The following is an 18930-nucleotide window of genomic DNA, read 5'->3' as shown; positions in this document are numbered from 1 at the left end:
ACGAACACCCCCTTTGGGGGTGATTCAAACCGATGGGGTACGGCTTGCGCCAGCCGTACCCCATCGTTCACTCAGATTCCGATCACATGACAGGTGGCCGTCATGGTCTTGCTCGGGTCGCTCTCCGAGGTGGCGGTGAGCTTGACCCTGGCCAGCCGGTCGCCGCCCGCCTCGCGCACGGCGTTGACGCTCACGAGCGACTGCTTGCCGAACGCGACGGACGCCAGGGCGTTGGGGAGCTGGGCGGTCCAGCCCTTGCCCTGGACCTCGGCCTTGAGGCGGTAGAGGTCGGACTTCAGGTAGCCGCTGACGTCCTCCGGGTGCTGCCCCTGCGCCGGGGCCGCCTTGCCGGTGTTGAACAGCGGGAACTTGCAGGTGGAGATGTTCCTGGCGGTGGGGATGCCGGCCGCCGGGAGCAGCTTGAGCCCTCGCCGCTGCGGGCCCGCGCCGTCGAGCGAGCGGATCGCGACGGTGTAGGAGAGCTCACCCTCGCGGTTGCGGTGCACGTCGGTGATGTAGAAGTGCAGGCGGTTGGCCTCGTCGACGTACTCGTACTCGCTGCCGGAGTCGGTGCCGGCGTGGAAGAGCGCGTCGGAGAGCTGCCGGTAGTCGCCGATCGTGATCGGCACCTTGGTCCCGTCGGGCAGCACGTAGTCGGTCATGCCGATGTCCTGCGGGTTGGCGTCGATCACCCACTCGAACGCGGGGAGTTTCCAGCCGGGCCCGCGGTCCTCGTTCTTGGTCTTGGCCAGCAGCACGCCCGAGTCGGGGGTGAAGGAGTCGCTGCCCATGCGGTCCACGACCTCGACGGTGTAGTTCTCCCAGCCGCCGCCGTCGCACAGCGGATCGGTGGTGACGTCGCAGGCGGGGCTCTTGTCACCGGTGTCGAAGGAGATGTTGACGCCCGACAGCCCGCTCTCGCCCGGCTGCACCGAACGGGCCGTGACCCGGGCCGTGACCAGGCCCGACTCGTCCAGGGCCTCGCGCGAGAGCCGCAGCACGTTCCGCTCGTCCACCATGCCCAGCTTGATCTTGTTGCGCAGCATGTGGTGGGCGCCCATGGACGCGCCGCCGGTGGGCGGGATCAGCCAGCGGGAGTGCGGGCCGCCGGGGCCGTTGAAGCTGCCGCGGCTGAGCATCTCCCAGATGCCGGTGTAGGCCCTGTTCACCGGGGTGGCGTAGGGGTTGTTGTAGTTGTCGGCGATGCCCATGATGTGGCTCAGCTCGTGGGCGTAGACCGCCATGCCGGAGCTCTCGGCCTGCACCGAGTCGACGCCGAAGCGGGCGTTGGGCCAGAACGTGGAGCCGGCCTGCCAGGAGGTCCACTCGACGTAGCGGGTCGGGGACCAGTTGGGCAGGGCGGGATCGGGCGGGCCCCACTCGTCGGTCACGTCCTCCCTGGTGGGGAACTTCATCATGCCGAACTCCTGCCAGGTGGACGATTCGTCCTGGCCGGCGCTCAGGTAGAAGACGAAGTCGAACTGGGCGGCCACCTCGGGGCCGACGGCGGCGAGCCAGGCGGTGTTGCCGTCGGTACGCAGGTTCCTGGTGCAGGTGTCGCCCGCGGGGCAGGCGCCGCGCTGGTACTCCATGGCGTACTCGTGGTCCTTGCCGGGCATCGTGTAGGGACCGAACCCGGTCAGCTCCACGCCGATCCGCCCGCCGGAGTCCTCCATCCAGTACTCGTGGATGGTGTGGCCCTTGTTCAGCTCGTTCGGGGTGTTGAGGAAGTCCTGGTAGAACTTCGCCACCTGGTCACGCGGGACGTCGTGGGCCTCGGCGCTCGGGTTGCCGAAGACCGTCGAGCCCTTGGGCTGGGTCACCACGAACGGCTGGTTGGCGTAGTCGAGCAGCACGAGCGCGCCCTTGAAGGTGCGCTGCGATCCCTTGACCGAGGGGTCGTTCCAGTTGGTGCCGGGCGGCTTCTTGTAGTCCGCCCACGTCATGTTGTCGGGGTTCTCCCAGTTCTGCGGGTCGATGGGCTTGATGCCGCCCGGTGACGGGCGGGTGCGCAGGGCCGGGGCGTCGTCGAGGGGGGTGTCCGACTGCCAGGGCTGCGTTCGCGGCCAGTGGTCCAGCCGCCACGGGTGCTCAGGATCTTCGGGGGGTGCTGCGGAAGCAGGGGTCGCCATCAGGCTCACCGGGATCAGCACGAGGGCCGCCAGCAAACCCTTCAGCAGCTTCTTCGGGGCGTTCACGGATTGACGGTATAGACGTTATTGACGGAGATCACCGAGCAGTTGTAGGGAAGACTCGTAGTCGCGTTTCCGTCAATTGACGAAAAGTCCACGTAGAGGTGGGATTGTGGCGGATCTCCAGCGGGCCGTTGACGAGCTCGCCGCCCGGCTCGACCGCCCCCTCCTGCTGGAGGACCGCGTCCAGCGCGTCGTGGCGTACAGCGAGCAGAGCGGCGCCATGGACGACGTGCGGCGCGACTCGATCCTGCGCCGGCACACCGTGCCCGAGGTGCGGCAGTGGTTGCGGGCCGCGGGCATCCACGAGGCCACCGGGCCCCTGCGCACGCCCGGGGCCCCGCATCTGGGGCTGCTGCCGCGCGTCTGCGTGCCGATCAGGCACGCGGACGACCTGCTCGGGTTCCTGTGGCTCATCGACGCCGAGCCGCCCATGACGGACGCCGGCGTCGCCGAGGCGGCGGCCGCCGCACCGGGGCTGGCCCTGGCGCTGTTCCACGAGAGCCTGGCCAGCGGGCTCGCCTCGCACCGGGAGCTGGAGGCGGTCAACGGGCTGCTGCTCGGCGACGGGGAGGCCGCCAAGGACGCCGCCGAGCAGCTCATCGAGGCCGGCGCGTTCCCTCAGGCGCAGCCGGTGAGCGTCCAGGTGGCCAGGCCGCGCACGGCCGAGCCGGACGACGCGCTCAGGCTGGCGCTGGAGCAGGGGCTGCTGGCGCTGCGGCGGCGGCTGAGCGGGCACCATCCGCTGCACCTGGTGCGCTACGACCACGCCGTGCTGCTCACCGCCGGGCCGCCGGTCCCGGCCGACGACCTGCACGCGGCCATGCCGGTGCCGGTGGTGGTGGGGATCGGCCGGCCCAGGCCGGCGCTGGCGCAGGCGGCGGGGTCGTACCGGGAGGCCAGGCACGCGGCCGAGGTGGTCGCGCGGGTGCCGGGGCTGGGGCGGACCGCGGAGTGGGCGCGGCTGGGGGTGTACCGGATGCTCACCCAGCTGCCCGACCAGGAGCTGCATCCCGGGCTCGAAGGGCTGCTCGCCGACGCGCAGTACCTGCCGCTGCTGGAGACGCTGGAGACGTACCTGGACCTGGCGGGCAGCGCGGTGGCGACCTCGCGGGCGCTGCGGCTGCACCGCACGTCGCTGTACTACCGGCTGCAGCGGGTGGAGGAGCTGGCGCGGACCGATCTGAAGGACGGCGGCGAGCGGCTGGCCCTGCACCTCAGCCTCAAGCTCGCGCGACTGTCGGGGCGCTACTTACCTAGGGATTCACATAGTTCGTCCTGATTGCGGTGATGTCACGGATTCACGTTTAATGCCCTGAGGGCTAATTCTTGACGGGGAGTGGGGATGCCGTCCGCGAAGCGTGCCAGGCCGATGCTGGGCAGGCGCGCGCCCGCGCCCGTCGTGATCAACTCCGCGCCGCTCGTCCTGCCCATGTGCGCCGATCCGGTGCGCGACGGCGCGGTGGCGACGCGCGGCGAGCGGGTGCTCGCCGTGGGCCCGCGGGCGGAGCTGCTGTCGTCCTACCCGGCCGCCGAGGAGGTGCGCTGGCGGGGCATGATCGTGGCGGGCCTGGTGGACGCGTGCTCGGCCGTCCCGTCCGCCGCGCCCGGGGTGACCGCGCGCGCCCGCGTGGTGTCCGACCTGGCCGACCCCGCAGGCTTCCCCGGCATCTCGTACGTCGCGGTGACCAGCGAGAGCGAGCAGGAGTGGGAGGACAGCGAGCGGGACGCCGTCATCACCGCCATCCGAGAGATCGACCGGCCCTGCGCGGTCGGGATCGCGGTGCACACCCCCGACCCCCTGGTGCTGGAGGACGTCTCCGTGCTGGCCAGGACGTTCGGGCTGCGCCTGCTGGTCGACCTGGACCGGCACTCCCCCACGGCGCTGGACGAGGCCGGGGTGCTGGGGCCGCTGTGCCACGTGGTGTGCGCCAGGCCGCTCGACCCGGGCGAGCGCAAGCTGCTGCGGCTGCGCAGGACCGTGGTGGCCCTGTGCCCGGCCGCCGAGGACGCGCTGGCCCTGCTGGAGGAGGGCAACGTCGTCGCCTTCTGCGACACCGGCCCGTCAGGGCCGCTCGGCGTGGCGGCGGCGGTGCGGCGGCACGTGCGCGGGCTCGGCCTGCGGCCGCGCGGGCTGGACCGGAGGCTGGTGGAGGCCGCCACGCTGGGCGGGGCCAGAGCGCTGGGCCTGGACCGCGGCAGGGGCCGGATCGGGGTGCTGGCCCCCGGCGCCCGCGCCGACTTCGCGGTCTACGACGCGCGCGGGCGGTATCCGTACTCCGCGCTGCTGGCAGAGCCGCCGTGCCTGGGCACGGTCGTCGGCGGCACGCTCGCCCGGCCCGCCTGAGTTCCGGACACGGCCGTCGGCGGCACGCCCTCCCGCCTGAGTTCCCGGACGACCGTGGGCGGCGCGCTCGCCGCACCGGCCTGATCACCCGAACTGGGAGTCCACCAGCATCAGCAGCTCGCCGAGTTGCTCGCGCTGCTCCTGCGACAGCACCACGAACAGCTCCTCCCCCGCCTGCCTGCGCGCGTCGCGGGCCCGCTCCGACATCTGCCGGCCTTCCGAGGTGAGCACGAGCAGCGTCGAGCGGCGGTTGGCCGGATCGACCTCCCTGCGCACCAGCCCGGCCTCCTCCAGCGCGTCCACGACCGGCGTGAGCGAGCGGGGCACGATCCGCAGCTCGTCGGCGAGCCTGACCATGCGCATGGGCCGCTCGGCGGACGCGAGCGCGCGCAGTGCCCGCGCCTGGCCGGGGTTGAGCCCGAGCGGCACCAGCCGATGCAGGTAGCCGTGCCGCAGCCGCCTGCCGACCAGGAACAAGAGCTCGGCGAGCTCCTTCTCTGCCATGCGGATCAGTTTAGCGGAACAATTATGAGTTAACCTCTGTTTGAGTGGACATCAGAAAGGAGGCCCGCGTGACGGAGGAACCGCGTGCGCCGCTCGGGCGCATCGTCAAGCTGTTCGGCGCCTACCGCGGCCGCCTGGGCGTGGTGGCCTCGCTCATCCTGCTGTCCTCCCTGGTCTCGCTGGCCTCGCCCTTCCTGCTGCGCGAAGTGCTGGACGTGGCGATCCCCACCGGCGACGCCACGCTGCTCGCGTTGCTGGCGCTGGGGATGATCCTCGTGGCGGTCACGACGAGCGTGTTCGACGTGCTGCAGACGCTGGTGTCGACCACCGTGGGCCAGCGGGTGATGCACGACCTGCGCATCGCCGTCTACAGCCACCTCCAGCGTATGTCGCTGGCCTTCTTCACCAGGACACGGACCGGCGAGGTGCAGTCGCGCATCGCCAACGACATCGGCGGCATGCAGGCGGTCGTCACCTCGACCGCCGCCTCCCTCGTCTCCAACCTGACCACCGTGATCGCCACGATCGTCGCCATGGTCGTGCTCGACTGGCGGCTGACCCTGATCTCGCTCGTGCTGCTGCCCGTGTTCGTGTGGATCAGCCGCAAGGTCGGCGCCGAGCGCAAGCGCATCACCTCCGAGCGGCAGCGCAAGCTGGCCGGCATCGCCTCCATGGTGCAGGAGTCGCTGTCGATCAGCGGCATCCTGCTGGGCCGCACGATGGGCCGCGCCACCGAGCTGACCGAGCGCTTCGGCAAGGCCTCCCACGAGCTGGCCGAGCTCGGCGTGCAGACCAGCATGGCCGGGCGGTGGCGGCAGTCGTCCATCCAGATCGTGATGGCGGCCATGCCCGCGGCGATCTACTGGGCCGTCGGCCACACCGGGTCGATCTCGGTGGGCACGCTGGTGGCCTTCACCACGCTGCAGACGAGCCTGTTCAGACCGGCGGTCTCGCTGCTGCGGCTCGGGGTCGAGGTGCAGACCTCGCTGGCGCTGTTCGGGCGTATCTTCGAGTATCTGGACCTGCCCGTGGACATCCGTCCCGGCACGCGGCGGCTGGAGGCCGTACGCGGCGAGGTCCGCTTCGAGCACGTCGACTTCTCCTACGGCGAGGACGCCCCCACGCTGACCGACGTGGACATCACGGTCCCCGCCGGCACGAGCCTGGCGATCGTCGGCGAGACGGGCTCGGGCAAGACCACGCTGAGCTACCTGCTCCCCCGCCTGTACGACGTCACCGGCGGCCGCGTCACGATCGACGGGGTGGACGTGCGGGAGCTGACCTTCGAGACGCTGAGCGACGCCGTCGGCGTGGTGTCGCAGGAGACGTACCTGTTCCACGCCTCGATCGCCGACAACCTGCGCTTCGCCCGCCCCTCGGCGACCGGTGAGGAGCTGGAGGCGGCGGCGCGGGCGGCGCGCATCCACGACCACATCGCCTCGCTGCCCGACGGCTACGACACGCTGGTGGGCGAGCGCGGCTACCGCTTCTCCGGAGGGGAGAAGCAGCGCCTGGCCATCGCCCGCACGCTGCTGCGCGACCCGCCGGTGCTGATCCTCGACGAGGCCACCAGCTCGCTGGACACGCAGACGGAGCTGGCCGTCCAGCAGGCGCTCGACGCGCTGGCGCGGGGCCGTACGACGATCACCATCGCCCACCGCCTGTCCACGATCCGCGACGCGGACCAGATCGTGGTGCTGGACCACGGGCGCGTCGTGGAACGCGGCACCCACGACGAGCTGATGGCCAGGGGCGGCCACTACGCGGCGCTGGTGAGCCGCGATCAACCCGTAGAACTCGTCTAAATCTGTTTTAAACGTGTCTTGCCTCACATTCCGGCCAGACCGGAATCCGCCCGCCAGAACGGTGCGTTTGTTCCCGCGGTGCATCTCCAAGGCAAGGACCCGTTTTGTCTCCCACATCCTCCACGTTCAGAGCCCTGCGTCATCACAATTACCGGCTCTGGGCGGGAGCTGACATCGTCTCCGTCACCGGCACCTGGATGCAGGTGCTGGGCGTCAACTGGCTCGTCCTCACGCTGACCGGCTCGGCGACCAGCGTCGGGCTGAGCCTCGTCATGCAGGCGCTGCCGACGCTGCTGTTCGGCATGTGGGGCGGCGCGCTGGCCGACCGGCTGCCCAGCAGGCCGGTCGTGGTCGCCGCGCAGCTCGCGCAGGCCGGTCTCGCCGTCGTGCTGGCGGTGATCGCGTTCGCGGACGTGCGCTCCGTGCTGCCCATCTACGCCGTGGCGCTGGCCGGCGGCCTGGTCTCCGCGCTCGGCGGGCCCGCGCTCGGCCGGTTCGGCGCCGAGGTGGTGCCGCCCGCCGACCTGCCGAACGCGATGGCGCTCGGCTCGATCCTGAACTCCGCCGGGCGCATCCTGGGCATGAGCCTGGCGGGCGTGCTGCTGCCGGTCACCGGCATGGGCGGTCTCTTCGTCATCAACGCCGCCAGCTTCTTCGTGGTGATCGCGGCCATGGCGGCCATGCGGCGCGCGGAGTTCCACGTGCTGGCCTCCGCCGAGCGGCAGCCGGGCGCCGTGGCCGAGGGCCTGCGGTACGTGCTGCGCACGCCCTGGCTGCTGGTGGTCCTGGCGCTCTGGTTCGTCTCGGGCAGCGTCGGGCGCAACTACCAGGTCACCATGGCGGCCATGAGCGCCGGCCCCCTGGAGTCGGGCGCCGGCGGGTACGGCCTGCTGTCCACGGTCTTCGCCGCCGGGACCGTGCTGGGCGGCTTCCTGGCCGCCACCAGGCCACACCTGACCCTCAGGCTGCTGCTGATCACGGCGTTCGTGGCGGGCGTGGCGCAGGCACTGAGCGGGCTGATGCCGTCGCTGTGGACGTTCGCGGCCATGATGCTGCCGATCGCGGCCGGCGCGGTGGCGCTCGACACCACCGTCAGCGCCCGGGCGCAGCTCGACAGCCCCGAGGAGATGCGCGGCCGGGTCATCGCGGCCCTGTCCATCGTCAGCGCGGGTGCGGGCGCGGTCGGCGGGCCGCTGCTCGGCTGGCTCAGCGACACGCTCGGCCCGCGGGTGGCGCTGGAGATCGGCGGCGTGTCCTGCGTGGCGGCGGCTCTGCTGACGGCCGTCGCGCTGGCCAGGCTGTCCGGGCGTACGATCCGGCAGGCCGTCAGGGTACGGCCGAGCCTCGAGAACGCCTGACCCCGCGGGGAATTCTTCCTTACTCCTCTTGGTTTGACATCAGCGTGCAGGTAACCTACAACTGAAGTTAGAGGTTAGCTGCAACCGAGCATCCAGCGAGGAGGATGGACATGTTGTTGACCTCGATCGACCCGTTCTTCCAGGAGTTCGAGCGGCAGTTCAACCGCCTGACCCGCCAGAGCTTCGACAGCACCGGCAACGCCGTGATGCCGATGGACGGGCTGCGCCGCGCGGACGACGTGCTCCTGCGGTTCGACCTGCCCGGCATCGACCCCGACTCCATCGAGGTGACGGTGGACCGCGGCGTCCTCAGCGTCAGCGCCCGGCGCGAGGAGGAGATCGCCGAGGACGAGCGGCTGTTCGTCCGCGAGCGCACCATGGGCACGTTCACTCGGCGGGTCTACCTGTCGGAGCACCTCGACAGCGACAAGATCGACGCTGGGTACGCCAACGGCGTGCTCACCGTCCGCATCCCGGTCCTGGAGCGGGCCAAGCCGCGCAAGGTGGCGATCCAGCGCGGGGAGACCAAGGCCATCAAGGCCTGATGCGCGCGGTCCGGGGGCGGGCGTTCCGCCCGCCCCCGCGCCACGAGGAGAATGGACGAATGCCGGACCTGCCGTTCGACGACGAACACGCGCCTCTCTACTCGCTCGGGCAGGTGGCGGAGATGCTCCAGGTCCAGCAGGCGTTCCTGCGGCGGCTCGACCAGCACGACGTCATCAGGCCGAGCCGGTCGAGCGGCGGCCAGCGGCGTTACTCGCGCCGCGACATCATCATCGTGCAGCACGTGACCCGCATGACCCAGGAAGGCATGACGCTCATCGCCATCCGCCGCATCCTGGAGCTGGAGCGCGAGGTCGCCGTGCTCCGCCAGCAGCTCAAGGAGGCCCGCGCCCGGCTGCGCGATCAGGAGTGAGCGCACGGCCCGTGACGGGCGCCGTCCCTCGCGGCGGACGCGGACGCCAGCCTGCCTCGCGGCGGGCGCGTACCCCCGTGACAGGCACCTGCCCTGGCGGCGGGCGCGTACCCTCGTCACGTGCACAACACCAGATACGCACCCTCCGGCATGGTGTGCAGCGTCGACCACCTGGCCTCGGCGGCCGGGCTGACGATGCTGGAGCGTGGCGGATCGGCCGCGGACGCGGCCATCGCCACCAACGCCGTGCTCGCCGTCGTCGCCCCGCACATGTGCGGTCTCGGCGGCGACCTGTTCGCCCTGGTCCACGAGCCGGCTCGGGGAGGCGGGGCGAGCGCGCTCAACGCCTCCGGACGGGCGGGATCCGGCGCGGATGCCGCCCGCCTGCGTGCCGAGGGTCACACGCGCATGCCGCACCTGCACGACATCAGGTCCGTGCCGGTGCCCGGCTGCGTGGACGGCTGGGCGGCGCTGCACGCCCGGCACGGCCGCCTGCCCCTGGCGGAGCTGCTCGCGCCGGCGATCAGGCTGGCCGATCACGGGTTCCCCGCCTCGCCGCTGATGCTGGCGGGCGCCGTGGCCGCGGCCCGCCGGCCCGGCGGCGCCGACTTCGCCGCCGTACGCGCCGCGGGCGACCGCGTCACCAGGCCGGGTGTCGCGCGGGCGCTGCGCGCGGTGGCCGAGCGCGGCAGGGACGGCTTCTACCTGGGCGAGTTCGGGCAGGGCCTGGTCGAGCTGGGCGCCGGCGAGTACACCGAGGCCGACCTGGCCGCGCCGGGCGCCGACTGGGTCGAGCCGCTGAAGGTACGCGTGTTCGGCCACGACGTCTGGTCGATGCCGCCCAACTCCCAGGGGTACCTGCTGCTGCGCGCGCTGGCCATCGCCGAGGGGCTCGACCTGCCCGCCTCGCCCCGCCATCCCGCCTGGGCGCACCTGCTGGCCGAGTCCGCCAGGGTCGCCGGGCACGACCGGCTCGACGTGCTGCACGAGGCCGCCAAGGATCTGCTCGAACCGGCCGAGATCGCCAGACGGCGGGCGCTCGTCGATCCGGGCTCCCGGCTGCGGCTGCGCGCCCCGGCCGAGCCGGGCGACACGACGTACCTGTGCGCGGTCGACGCCGACGGCATGGGCGTCTCGCTGATCCAGTCGAACGCGGCCGGGTTCGGCAGCATGCTCTTCGAGCCCCGTACCGGGATCAACCTCCACAACCGCGGCATCGGCTTCTCCCTCAAGCCCGGCCACCCCGCCGAGTACGGGCCCGGCAGGCGCCCGCCCCACACGCTCGCGCCCGCGCTGATCACCCGCCGCGACGGCACGCTCAGATCCGTGGCCGGCACGATGGGCGGCGACGCGCAGCCCCAGATCCTGCTGCAGGTCATCACCCGCCTGCTGCTGCACGGCGAGGAGCCCGGGCAGGCGATCTCGGCGCCGCGCTGGCGGCTGGGCACCGGCGGCACCGGGTTCGACACCTGGGACTCCCCCGACGACGCCGTGCTCGACCTGGAGGAGGGCGCGAGCTGGGCCGACGGCCTGGCGGCGGTCGGGCACCGGGTGGCGGCGCTGCCGTACGGGAGCTCGTTCGGCCACGCCCACCTCATCGACGTGCGGGCCGACGGGATGCTGGCCGGCGCCGCCGACCCCCGCTCGCTCGTCGGCTCCGCGATTGGACGCTGACCGTCCGGGTAGCGAGCCACACCATGGCTACGGACGTCATCACTCTCATCACGCAGGACCACAGGGTCGTAGAAGGCATCTTCGACAAGCTCAAGAAGCGGCAGGGCGACCAGAAGGCCCTGGTCGCCGAGCTGCACGCCCTCCTGATCGCGCACGCGCGCGCCGAGGAGGACCGCGTCTACCCGGGCATCGACGCCCACCACAGCGTCGAGGAGCACAAGGAGGCGGAGGTCCTCCTCGACTCGCTCGTCCGCGCGCAGCCCGGCACGGCGGAGTTCGCCAAGGCGCTCGACGATCTCATCGAGTCCGTCAACCACCACGTCGAGGAGGAGGAGACCAAGCTCCTGCCCTCGCTGAAGAAGGCGGCGGACGCCAAGGAGCTGGAGCGGCTCGGCAAGGCGTTCCAGGAGCGCAGGGCCGAGGAGCTGAAGGCGCTGGGCGGCCCAGGATCCGGCTCAGGGTCCGGCTCGGGGTCCGGCTCGGGGTCCGGCTCGGGCGGCGAGGCCACCAAGGCCGAGCTGTACGAGCAGGCGCAGCAGGCGGACATCCCCGGCCGCTCCCGGATGGGCAAAGAAGAGTTGGCACGGGCGCTACGGGACGCCAAGTCCTAGGATTCCGGCCCGCTCCTTGGGTAGGGGGCGCATATGACCGAAACACCTCCGAACCGGCACGGCATGGCAGACGAGCAGGAGATCGAGGTCACCGAGTGGACCGATGATCTCGGCCTCCACCACGAGGTCGTCGAGGACGACCCGCAACGCAGGGACACCCTGGACGAACGGCTGCGGCGGGAGGCTCCCGAGCGTCTGCACGAGCCCCGCCCCAAGCACCGGCTGACCCAGCCGGACGAGGGGCTGGAGCCCGACCGGGAGGACGAGGAGATCGGCGTGGACTACCTCGACGACAACGACGACATGTCGGCCGAGGAGCGGGCCGTCCGCATCGATCCCGACGAGAACCTCACGTGAGCCGTTCCAGGACGGGCACAAGCGCATGCAGGTCGTCGACGATCACGTCGGCGGCCTGCGCTTCCTGGCGCTCGGCATGCAGGTAGCCCCACGGGCCGCGGCGCAGCAGCGCCGTCCGCATGCCCGCGGCGGCGGCGGGCAGCACGTCGTTGTCGAGCCGGTCCCCCACGTAGAGGATCTCGGCCGGCTCGCGGCCCGCGACGGCGGCCACCTTGGCGAAGAAGCCCGCCTCGGGCTTGGACACGCCCCATCCCTCGGAGGTGTGCACGGAGTCGGCGGGCAGGTCCATGGCGACCAGCGCGTCGTAGGCCCGTCGCGGCTGGTTGCCTGCGATGATCACCTGGTGTCCGGCCGCGCGGATGGCGGACAGGGCCGCGCGCACGTCGGGGTAGAGGTCGTCGGCGTCGAAGTGGTTGCGCAGGCCGCCGGGGTCGTCCCGCTCCCAGGCGGCCTCCTCGGTCTCGAGGTCGAAGCCCGGCCGGATGAGCCGGAAGGCGTCACCGTGGGGGCGGTCCAGCGCGGCCATCCCGCCCAGCGCGCCCATCAGCACGAAGTGGCTCACGCCCAGCCGCTCGGCCCAGCGCGACCAGATGCGCGTCTCGTCGATCAGCGTCTCCCCGACGTCGAACACCACGGCTTTGATCATCGATCCCCCCACCCTGTTTCACCTCATACGTCTGGGCACTAGCACACACCGGACGAAATATCTGTAAGGGGGATCTTTTCATGCAACCGGAGCGTGACGCGAAGGACCGCCAGCTCGACGAGCACCGCGTACCTCTCGACGACCTCAACATGACCACCGACCAGGGCATCCGGGTCGACGACACGGACAACTCCCTCAAGGCGGGCACCCGCGGGCCGACCCTCATGGAGGACTTCCACTTCCGCGAGAAGATCACCCGCTTCGACCACGAGCGCATCCCCGAGCGGGTGGTGCACGCCAGGGGCTCGGGCGCGTACGGGGTCTTCGAGCTGTACGAGCCGCTCGGCGAGTACACCTCGGCCGCGTTCCTGAACGACACCTCGGTCAGGACGCCCACCTTCGTCCGCTTCTCGACCGTGGCGGGCTTCCGCGGCTCGGCCGACACCGTACGCGACGTGCGCGGCTTCGCCACGAAGTTCTACACCACCCAGGGCAACTTCGACCTGGTCGCCAACAACTTCCCCGTCTTCTTCATCCAGGACGGCATCAAGTTCCCCGACTTCGTGCACGCCGTCAAGCCGGAGCCGCACAACGAGATCCCGCAGGCGCAGTCGGCGCACGACACGTTCTGGGACTTCATCCAGCTCCAGCCCGAGTCGCTGCACATGGTCATGTGGCTGATGTCCGACCGGGCGATCCCGCGCAGCTACCGGATGATGCAGGGGTTCGGGGTGCACACGTTCCGGCTGGTGAACGCCCAGGGGCAGGGCACGTTCGTCAAGTGGCACTGGCGGCCGAAGCTGGGGACGTACTCGCTGGTGTGGGACGAGGTGCTGCGCATCCAGGGCAACGACCCCGACTTCAACCGCCGCGACCTGTGGGAGGCGATCGAGCGGGGCGCCTATCCCGAGTACGAGCTGTGCGTGCAGCTCGTGCCCGAGTCGCGCGAGCACGACTTCGACTTCGACCTGCTCGACCCCACGAAGATCATCCCCGAGGAGCAGGTGCCGCTGCGGCCCATCGGCAAGATGACGCTCAACCGCAACCCGCAGAACTTCCACGCCGAGACCGAGCAGGTGGCCTTCCACACGGCCAACCTCGTGCCCGGCATCGACTTCACCAACGACCCCCTGCTCCAGGCCAGGAACTTCTCCTACCTCGACACCCAGCTCCTGCGCCTCGGCGGCCCCAACTTCGCGCAGATCCCCATCAACCGGCCGATCTCCCCCGTACGCAACGACCAGCGCGACGGCTTCCACCAGCACCTGATCCACGAGTCGCGCACCAGCTACGCCCCCAACTCCATCAGCGGCGGCTGCCCGGCGGCCATGGACGGCTACCGGCACTACCAGGAGAAGGTGGAAGGCTCCAAGATCCGCATGCGCAGCCCCAGCTTCGAGGACCACTACAGCCAGGCCACGCTGTTCTGGAACAGCATGGCCGACTGGGAGAAGCGGCACATCGTGGCCGCGTTCCTGTTCGAGCTGGGGCACGTGGAGCGCAAGCACATCAAGCAGGCCATGGTCGTCCACTGCGGCAAGATCCACCCGGATCTGGGCGCGGCGGTCGCGCAGGGCCTCGGCCTGCCCGCGCCGGGCGGCGGCCAGGTGCACGCCAACACCTCACCCGCGCTCAGCATGACGAACCAGCCCCGCAGCGTGGCCACCCGCAAGATCGCCATCCTGATGGCCGACGGGACGGACGCCGCCGCCGTCACCGCCTTCCGCCAGGCCCTCGAAGGCCAGGGGGCGATCTGCGAGATCGTGGCGCCGCGCGAGGGCGAGATCGGCGGCCTGCCCGTGGACCGGCAGCTCAGCGCGGCCAACTCGGTCATCTACGACGCCGTGGTGGCGGCGGACGGGGCCGCGCTGGCCGCCTCGGCACGGGCCGTCTTCTTCGTGTTGGAGGCGTTCCGGCACGGCAAGGCGGTGGGGGCCGTGGGGTCGGGGCGGCAGCTCGTGGAGGCCGCACGGCTGCCCAACGACGTGGGGGTGATCGTGGGGGACGACATCGCCTCCGCCTTCGCCGAGGCGGTGGCCGGGCACCGGTTCTACGACCGGGACGTGTCCGGCGTGCCCGCCTGACAACGGCTCATCCCCGGCCGGCCGCCTCCGCTCCGGGCGGAGGCGGCCGCTTTCACGGTGTGAGTTTCTCCATCGCCTTGGCGATCCGCTTCTCCGACACAGGCGTGGGGGTCCCCAGCGTCTGAGCGAAGAAGCTCACCCTCAGCTCCTCGATCATCCACCGGATCTCCACCACGTCCGGATCCCGGCGCCGCGCCGGATGCAGCCGCTCCAGCACGTCGTGGTAGTCGTCCTCGACCTTGTGCACCCGATCCATCCACTCCTGGTCCCGCCAGGGCTCCTCGGGCAGCTTGGCGAGGCGGCGATCGATGGCCCGGATGTAGCGCAGGATGTCGGACAGCCGGCGATGGCCTGTGGCCGTCACGAAGCCCGCGTACACCAGCCTGCCGAGCTGATCCCGGACGTCCTCCGTCGCCGCGCTCGCCCGCAGCGCGTCCAGGCGCACGTTCGACTCGTGCCAGACGCTGAGGATCTGCTCCACCTTCGCCAGCACCTCCCGCGCCGTGTCGTACAGGTGGGCGCGCACGTGCTGGTAGAGGCGGTCGAAGCCGACCGGGTCCCAGGCGGGGCCGCCGGCGTCGAGCATGAGCTTGTCCACGGCGGCGTTGACCACGTCGTCGAACAGGGCCACCGCTCCGCCGTGGGGGCTGCGTGACAGGGCCAGCTTGGCCTGGTTGGACAGGCCGCCGAGCAGCGACTTGGCCGGGTTGGTGACGTTGAGCAGGAGCAGGCGGCGGACGCCGGGCCAGTGGGAGCGGCGCTGCTCGGCCTGCGTCTCGAAGATCTTGATGGAGACCGAGTCGCCCGCGTCCACCAGGGCCGGGTAGCCCTTCATGCGGCCCTGCTCGAAGACCTTGGGCAGGGTGCCGAAGCTCCAGGTGTGCAGGCCGGTCTGCTCCAGGTCGTCGCCCGCCTGTGAGAGCGTCTGGCGCAGGCGGGGCGCCAGGCGGCGCTTGAGCGCGTCGAGGTCCTTGTCCTCGGCCACCGTGCGCCTGCGCTCGTCGATCACCCGGTAGGTGATGCGCAGGTGGTCGGGCACCTGGTCGAGCTGCCAGGCCTCGCGCGGCACGCGGATGCCCGTCAGGCGCAGCAGCTCGCGTTCGACGGCCTCCAGCAGCGGCTCGCCGCCCTGCTTGACACCGGCGAGCACCTGCTTGGCGTAGTTGGGAGCGGGCACGAAGTTGCGGCGCAGGTTCTTCGGCAGGGAGCGGATCAGCGCGGTGATCAGCTCCTCGCGCAGGCCGGGGATCTGCCAGTCGAAGCCGTCGGAGTTGACCTGGTTGAGCACCTGGAGCGGCACGTGCACGGTGACACCGTCGGCGTCGGCCCCCGGCTCGAACTGGTAGGTCAGCTTCATCCGCTGGCCGAGCTGTTTCCAGGTGTCGGGGTAGTCGCGGGCGCTGATGTCGGCGCCCTCGTTGACCAGCATCTCCGGCGAGAACGTGAGCAGGTCCGGCTGCTCCTGCCTGGCCTTCTTCCACCAGGAGTCGAAGTGACGGGCCGAGACCACCTCGGCCGGCACCCGCTGGTCGTAGAAGTCGAACAGGGCCTCGTCGTCCACCATGATGTCGCGGCGGCGGGCGCGGTTCTCCAGCTCCTCGACCTCGCCGAGCAGCCGGCGGTTGTCCTTGAGGAACTGGTGGTGGGTGTCCCAGTCGCCCTCGACCAGCGCGTGCCTGATGAACAGCTCTCGCGACAGGTCGGGGTCGATGCGGCCGTAGTTGACCTTGCGGCCGGTCACCAGCGGCACGCCGTACAGGGTGACCTTCTCCAGGGCGATCACGGCGCCCTGGTTCTTCTCCCAGTGCGGCTCGGAGTAGGTGCGCTTGACGAGGTGCTGCGCGAGCGGCTCCACCCAGTCGGGCTCGATCTTGGCGTTGACCCGGGCCCACAGGCGGGAGGTCTCGACGAGCTCGGCCGACATGACCCACTGCGGCTGCTTCTTGGCCAGCGCCGAGCCGGGGAAGATGGCGAAGCGGGCGTTGCGGGCGCCGAGGTACTCCTGGATGGGCCTGCGGCCGTCGGCGCCGCGTTTCTCCATCACGTCCTTGACGCCGATGTGCGACAGCAGGCCGACAAGCAGCGACGCGTGCACGTGGTACGGGTCGGCCGGGCTGCTGTTGGGCTGGGCGCCGAGCGACTGGCGTACCTGGCTGTAGATGTCCTGCCACTCGCGTACGCGCAGGTAGTTGAGGAACTCGGCCTTGCACAACCGCCGGAACGCGCTGGACGACAGCTCCTGCTGCTTCTCGCGCAGGTAGTTCCACAGGTTGAGGTAGGCCATGAAGTCGGACTCGGGGTCGGCGAAGCGGCGGTGCTTCTCGTCGGCCTGCTGCTGCTTGTCGGCGGGGCGCTCGCGCGGGTCCTGGATGGACAGGGCGGCGGCGATCACCATGACCTCGCGCAGGCAGCCGTTCTTCTCGGCCTCCAGGACCATGCGGCCCAGGCGCGGGTCCACGGGCAGCTGCGCGAGCTTGCGGCCGACGCCGGTGAGCTTGTTCTGGGCGTCGAACGCGCCGAGCTCGTGCAGCAGGTTGACGCCGTCCTTGACCTGGCGGCGGTCCGGCGGCTCGACGAACGGGAACGCCTCGATGTCGCCCAGCCCGATCGAGGTCATCTGGAGGATGACGGAGGCCAGGTTCGTGCGCAGGATCTCGGGGTCGGTGAACTCCGGCCGGCTGAGGAAGTCCTCCTCCTCGTACAGCCGGATGCAGATGCCGTCGGAGGTACGCCCGGAGCGGCCCTTGCGCTGGTTGGCGCTGGCCTGCGAGATGGGCTCGATCGGCAGGCGCTGCACCTTGGTGCGGTGGCTGTAGCGGGAGATGCGGGCGAAGCCGGGGTCGACGACGTACTTGATGCCGGGGACGGTGAGCGAGGTCTCGGCGACGTTGGTGGCCAGCACGATGCGGCGGCCGGTGTGGCGCTGGAAGACGCGGTGCTGCTCGGCGGCGCTGAGCCGGGCGTAGAGCGGGAGGATCTCGGTGTTGCGGAACTCCGCCTTGGCCAGGGCGTCGGCGGCGTCGCGGATCTCCCGCTCGCCCGACAGGAACACCAGGATGTCGCCGGGCCCCTCGCCGATCAGCTCCCGGCAGGCGTCCACGATGCCCTGCGTCTGGTCGTCGTCCTCCTCCAGCGGCCGGTAGCGCACCTCGACCGGGTACGTGCGGCCGGAGACCTCGATGATCGGCGCGTCGTCGAAGTGGCGGGAGAAGCGCTCGGGGTCGATCGTGGCGCTGGTGATGATCACCTTGAGGTCGGGGCGCTTGGGGAGGAGCTGCTTGAGGTAGCCGAGGATGAAGTCGATGTTGAGGCTGCGCTCGTGGGCCTCGTCGATGATCAGCGTGTCGTACTGGTCGAGCAGGCGGTCGTTCTGCAGCTCGGCCAGCAGGATGCCGTCGGTCATGAGCTTGACCAGGGTGCGGTCGCTCGCCTGGTCGGTGAAGCGCACCTTGTAGCCGACCACCTCGCCGAGGCCGGTGCCGAGCTCCTCGGCGATGCGCTCGGCGACCGTGCGGGCGGCGATGCGGCGAGGCTGGGTGTGGCCGATCAGCCCGCGGACGCCCCGCCCCAGCTCCAGGCAGATCTTGGGGATCTGGGTGGTCTTGCCGGAGCCCGTCTCGCCCGCGATGATCACAACCTGGTGGTCGCGGACGGCCTCCAGGATGTCGTCCTTGCGCTGCGACACAGGCAGGTTTTCCGGATACTTCACTACCGGTACGGCCGCGCGGCGCCGTACCAGTCGCTGCTCCGCCCGCTCCAGGTCGGCCAGGATCTCCGCGACGATCTTGTCGCGCGTGTCGCGGGAGCGCACGCGGCGCATGCCGTCGAGCCTGCGCCGCAACCGCCGCTGGTCACGCGGCATCAGGTCGGGCAGGCGGGACTGGAGCTCGGCGAGTGGAGAGGACAACGAAGGCGTTCCCATACTGCTTTCAGGATATTTGAGCCGGGCATCCCCGGAGCCAACCGCCCATGGTGCCTGACGCGCCCGCCTCGCGCATCCCAATATCGCCGTGTCCCCCGGTGATCGTGAAACGCGATCACCCTAACGGTCGTGGATCGTGATCACGTAGCCGTCGGGGTCGGCGAAGCTGAACGTCCGCCCGAAGGGGCCGTCCACCGGCGGGGTCACGATCGGCACGCCCGCCGCCTGGAGCTCGTCGTGCAGCCGCTGGGCGTCGCCGGCCTTGAGCCAGAGCGCCACGCCGGCCCCCGGCCGCTCGGGCAGGTCCAGGCCCGGGAGCGGCTCGCGTACGGCGAAGGCGATGGGCTCGGTGGCGAACACGATCGCGTGCGGCGGCCCAGGGGCGCGCTTGAGGCCGAGCCGCGTCTGGTAGAACTCGGCGGCCCTTTCGAGATCGCGAACCTGCAGCGCGACGAAGTCGATCCCGGTGACGGTCATGATGCCCTCCTTCGGATGTCAGGGTTTTGACACAGGG

General features: G+C 70.9%; 15 protein-coding genes. 10 read left to right on the top strand and 5 right to left on the bottom strand.

The annotated features are described in order from the left end of the window. Window positions 1–71: 71 nt before the first annotated feature. Entirely contained in the window at window positions 72–2198 is a 2127-nt protein-coding gene (locus AB0I79_RS07150) for a M6 family metalloprotease domain-containing protein (protein WP_357868166.1), read from the bottom strand. A gap of 106 nt (window positions 2199–2304) precedes the next feature. On the opposite strand from AB0I79_RS07150, the gene AB0I79_RS07145 reads away from it, so the two are divergent. Then, entirely contained in the window at window positions 2305–3474 is a 1170-nt protein-coding gene (locus AB0I79_RS07145; protein WP_357868164.1) for a helix-turn-helix domain-containing protein, read from the top strand. A 63-nt stretch (window positions 3475–3537) separates the two neighbouring features. Next, the gene (locus tag AB0I79_RS07140; protein ID WP_357868161.1) at window positions 3538–4539 is read left to right on the top strand and encodes a hypothetical protein; all 1002 of its coding nucleotides are present in this window, start codon (window positions 3538–3540) and stop codon (window positions 4537–4539) included. An 84-nt stretch (window positions 4540–4623) separates the two neighbouring features. On the opposite strand, the gene AB0I79_RS07135 is transcribed toward AB0I79_RS07140, so the two are convergent. Next, window positions 4624–5043, bottom strand: coding sequence for a MarR family transcriptional regulator (locus AB0I79_RS07135; protein WP_357868158.1), 420 nt, complete (start codon window positions 5041–5043; stop codon window positions 4624–4626). Window positions 5044–5111: 68 nt separating this feature from the next. Here AB0I79_RS07135 and AB0I79_RS07130 point away from each other — a divergent pair, with 68 nt between their 5' ends. The 7 genes from AB0I79_RS07130 (at window position 5112) to AB0I79_RS07100 (ending at window position 11764) form a co-directional block, all read left to right on the top strand. Next, complete coding sequence (locus tag AB0I79_RS07130) at window positions 5112–6848, top strand: ABC transporter ATP-binding protein (RefSeq protein WP_357868156.1); 1737 nt, start codon at window positions 5112–5114, stop codon at window positions 6846–6848. A 104-nt stretch (window positions 6849–6952) separates the two neighbouring features. Further along, complete coding sequence (locus AB0I79_RS07125; protein WP_357868153.1) at window positions 6953–8206, top strand: MFS transporter; 1254 nt, start codon at window positions 6953–6955, stop codon at window positions 8204–8206. Window positions 8207–8316: 110 nt separating this feature from the next. Then, complete coding sequence (locus tag AB0I79_RS07120) at window positions 8317–8751, top strand: Hsp20/alpha crystallin family protein (RefSeq protein WP_357868150.1); 435 nt, start codon at window positions 8317–8319, stop codon at window positions 8749–8751. A gap of 59 nt (window positions 8752–8810) precedes the next feature. Beyond that, a complete protein-coding gene (locus tag AB0I79_RS07115) occupies window positions 8811–9122 on the top strand; it encodes a MerR family transcriptional regulator (protein ID WP_357868148.1) in 312 nt (103 codons plus the stop codon). A 120-nt stretch (window positions 9123–9242) separates the two neighbouring features. Then, window positions 9243–10796: a gamma-glutamyltransferase gene (locus tag AB0I79_RS07110; protein WP_357868145.1), complete on the top strand. Its 1554-nt coding sequence runs from the start codon at window positions 9243–9245 to the stop codon at window positions 10794–10796. 23 nt (window positions 10797–10819) lie between these two features. Next, complete coding sequence (locus AB0I79_RS07105; RefSeq protein WP_357868143.1) at window positions 10820–11407, top strand: hemerythrin domain-containing protein; 588 nt, start codon at window positions 10820–10822, stop codon at window positions 11405–11407. A gap of 33 nt (window positions 11408–11440) precedes the next feature. Then, complete coding sequence (locus AB0I79_RS07100; protein ID WP_357868141.1) at window positions 11441–11764, top strand: DUF5709 domain-containing protein; 324 nt, start codon at window positions 11441–11443, stop codon at window positions 11762–11764. On the opposite strand, the gene AB0I79_RS07095 is transcribed toward AB0I79_RS07100, so the two are convergent. Beyond that, window positions 11757–12410, bottom strand: coding sequence for an HAD family hydrolase (locus tag AB0I79_RS07095; protein WP_357868138.1), 654 nt, complete (start codon window positions 12408–12410; stop codon window positions 11757–11759). The two genes, AB0I79_RS07100 and AB0I79_RS07095, sit on opposite strands and share 8 nt — an antisense overlap. A gap of 80 nt (window positions 12411–12490) precedes the next feature. Between AB0I79_RS07095 and AB0I79_RS07090 the strand changes: the two genes are divergently transcribed. After that, window positions 12491–14494: a catalase gene (locus AB0I79_RS07090; protein WP_357868135.1), complete on the top strand. Its 2004-nt coding sequence runs from the start codon at window positions 12491–12493 to the stop codon at window positions 14492–14494. 52 nt (window positions 14495–14546) lie between these two features. Here the strand turns inward: AB0I79_RS07090 and hrpA are convergent, their stop codons facing one another. Next, the gene (gene hrpA, locus AB0I79_RS07085) at window positions 14547–18416 is read right to left on the bottom strand and encodes an ATP-dependent RNA helicase HrpA (protein ID WP_357868132.1); all 3870 of its coding nucleotides are present in this window, start codon (window positions 18414–18416) and stop codon (window positions 14547–14549) included. A 120-nt stretch (window positions 18417–18536) separates the two neighbouring features. Beyond that, the gene (locus tag AB0I79_RS07080; protein WP_357868130.1) at window positions 18537–18893 is read right to left on the bottom strand and encodes a VOC family protein; all 357 of its coding nucleotides are present in this window, start codon (window positions 18891–18893) and stop codon (window positions 18537–18539) included. Window positions 18894–18930: the final 37 nt, after the last annotated feature.

The sequence above is a fragment of the Nonomuraea sp. NPDC050202 genome, assembly GCF_040656115.1.
In the GTDB taxonomy this organism is placed as follows: domain Bacteria; phylum Actinomycetota; class Actinomycetes; order Streptosporangiales; family Streptosporangiaceae; genus Nonomuraea.
The sequence above is the reverse complement of the archived record's forward strand: the minus strand, read 5'-3'. Positions and strand labels throughout refer to the sequence as shown.

Bases quoted from the DNA above. Each gene is read 5' to 3' on its own strand.
- AB0I79_RS07140 (WP_357868161.1), top strand. From the start codon at position 3,538: ATGCCGTCCGCGAAGCGTGCCAGGCCGATGCTGGGCAGGCGCGCGCCC.
- AB0I79_RS07135 (WP_357868158.1), bottom strand. From the start codon at position 5,043: ATGGCAGAGAAGGAGCTCGCCGAGCTCTTGTTCCTGGTCGGCAGGCGG.
- AB0I79_RS07120 (WP_357868150.1), top strand. From the start codon at position 8,317: ATGTTGTTGACCTCGATCGACCCGTTCTTCCAGGAGTTCGAGCGGCAG.
- AB0I79_RS07115 (WP_357868148.1), top strand. From the start codon at position 8,811: ATGCCGGACCTGCCGTTCGACGACGAACACGCGCCTCTCTACTCGCTC.
- AB0I79_RS07105 (WP_357868143.1), top strand. From the start codon at position 10,820: ATGGCTACGGACGTCATCACTCTCATCACGCAGGACCACAGGGTCGTA.
- AB0I79_RS07100 (WP_357868141.1), top strand. From the start codon at position 11,441: ATGACCGAAACACCTCCGAACCGGCACGGCATGGCAGACGAGCAGGAG.
- AB0I79_RS07095 (WP_357868138.1), bottom strand. From the start codon at position 12,410: ATGATCAAAGCCGTGGTGTTCGACGTCGGGGAGACGCTGATCGACGAG.
- AB0I79_RS07090 (WP_357868135.1), top strand. From the start codon at position 12,491: ATGCAACCGGAGCGTGACGCGAAGGACCGCCAGCTCGACGAGCACCGC.
- hrpA (WP_357868132.1), bottom strand. From the start codon at position 18,416: ATGGGAACGCCTTCGTTGTCCTCTCCACTCGCCGAGCTCCAGTCCCGC.
- AB0I79_RS07080 (WP_357868130.1), bottom strand. From the start codon at position 18,893: ATGACCGTCACCGGGATCGACTTCGTCGCGCTGCAGGTTCGCGATCTC.